The following is a 1,153-nucleotide window of genomic DNA, read 5'->3' on the forward strand; positions in this document are numbered from 1 at the left end:
AGTAGTGGTGCGACCTGCTGCTCGTAGGCGGTCAGGGCGGTGTCGATGACGTTGTGCATGTCGTAGTACTTGTACGTGCCGAGACGCCCGCCGAACACGACCTTCGGCTCGGCGGCGGCCTTGGCCTCGTAGCGGGCGTACAGGGCCTTGTCCTCGTCGGTGTTGATCGGATAGTACGGCTCGTCGCCACGCTCGGCGAAACGGCTGTACTCCTCCCACACCACGGTCCTGCCCGGATTCTGCTGGGCAGCACGCTCCGGGTTGAAGTTCTTGAACTCGATGGCGCGCGTGTACGGCACATCCGCATCGGAGAAGTTCATCACCGGGCACCCATAGTGGTCCCCTTCGTCGTAGCGGACCTCCTTGAAGTCCACCGTACGCCACTTGAGATCGCCCAGCTCGTAGTCGAAATAGCGATCGACCGGGCCGGTGTAGACGACCGGCACGCCGGCGGCCAGCAGCGCCTTCTTGTTGTACGGCTGCGTCTCGTCGAAGAAATCGGTCTTGAGGGACACGGTGATGCGCGGGTCGTCGATCATGCGCTCCATCCACTTCGTGTAGCCGTCCGCGGGCAGACCCTCCCACGTGTCCTTGAAGTAGCGGTTGTCGTAGTTGAAGCGCACGGGCAGACGCTTGATGATCGACGCCGGCAGCTCGGAGGGATCGGTCTGCCACTGCTTGCCGGTGTAGCTCTTGATGAACGCCTCGTACAACGGGCGACCGATGAGCTGGATGCCCTTGTCGTTGAGGTTGGCCGGATCGGTGCCGGCCAGCTCGCCGGCCTGCCCGGCGATCAGCGCCTGCGCCTGGGCGGGCGTGTAATGCGCGTGGAAGAACTGGTTGATGGTGCCCAAGTTGATCGGCAGCGGATAGACCTCGCCGTCGTGCGTGGCGTAGACGCGGTGCACGTAGCTGGTGAACGTGGTGAAACGGTTGACGTAGTCCCACACGCGCCTGTTGGACGTATGGAACAGGTGGGCGCCATACTTGTGGATCTCGGCACCGGTCTCCTCATCCATGTAGGAGTAGGCGTTGCCGCCGATATGGTCACGCACGTCAATGATGTGCACGCGCGCGCCCGCACGCTCCACCGCCTGCTGAGCGACCGTCAGGCCAAACAAACCCGCGCCGACAACCACCAAATCCGGATATT

At 63.1% G+C, this 1,153-nt stretch carries 1 protein-coding gene; it reads right to left on the reverse strand.

Annotated features, from left to right (window positions below; translation table 11 throughout):
• Positions 1–1,153: UDP-galactopyranose mutase (gene glf / locus BG22_RS10770; RefSeq protein WP_140495465.1), on the reverse strand; the 1,153-nt coding region annotated here is incomplete at both ends.

The organism is Bifidobacterium sp. UTBIF-78 (assembly GCF_006408945.1).
In the GTDB taxonomy this organism is placed as follows: Bacteria; Actinomycetota; Actinomycetes; order Actinomycetales; family Bifidobacteriaceae; genus Bifidobacterium; species Bifidobacterium myosotis.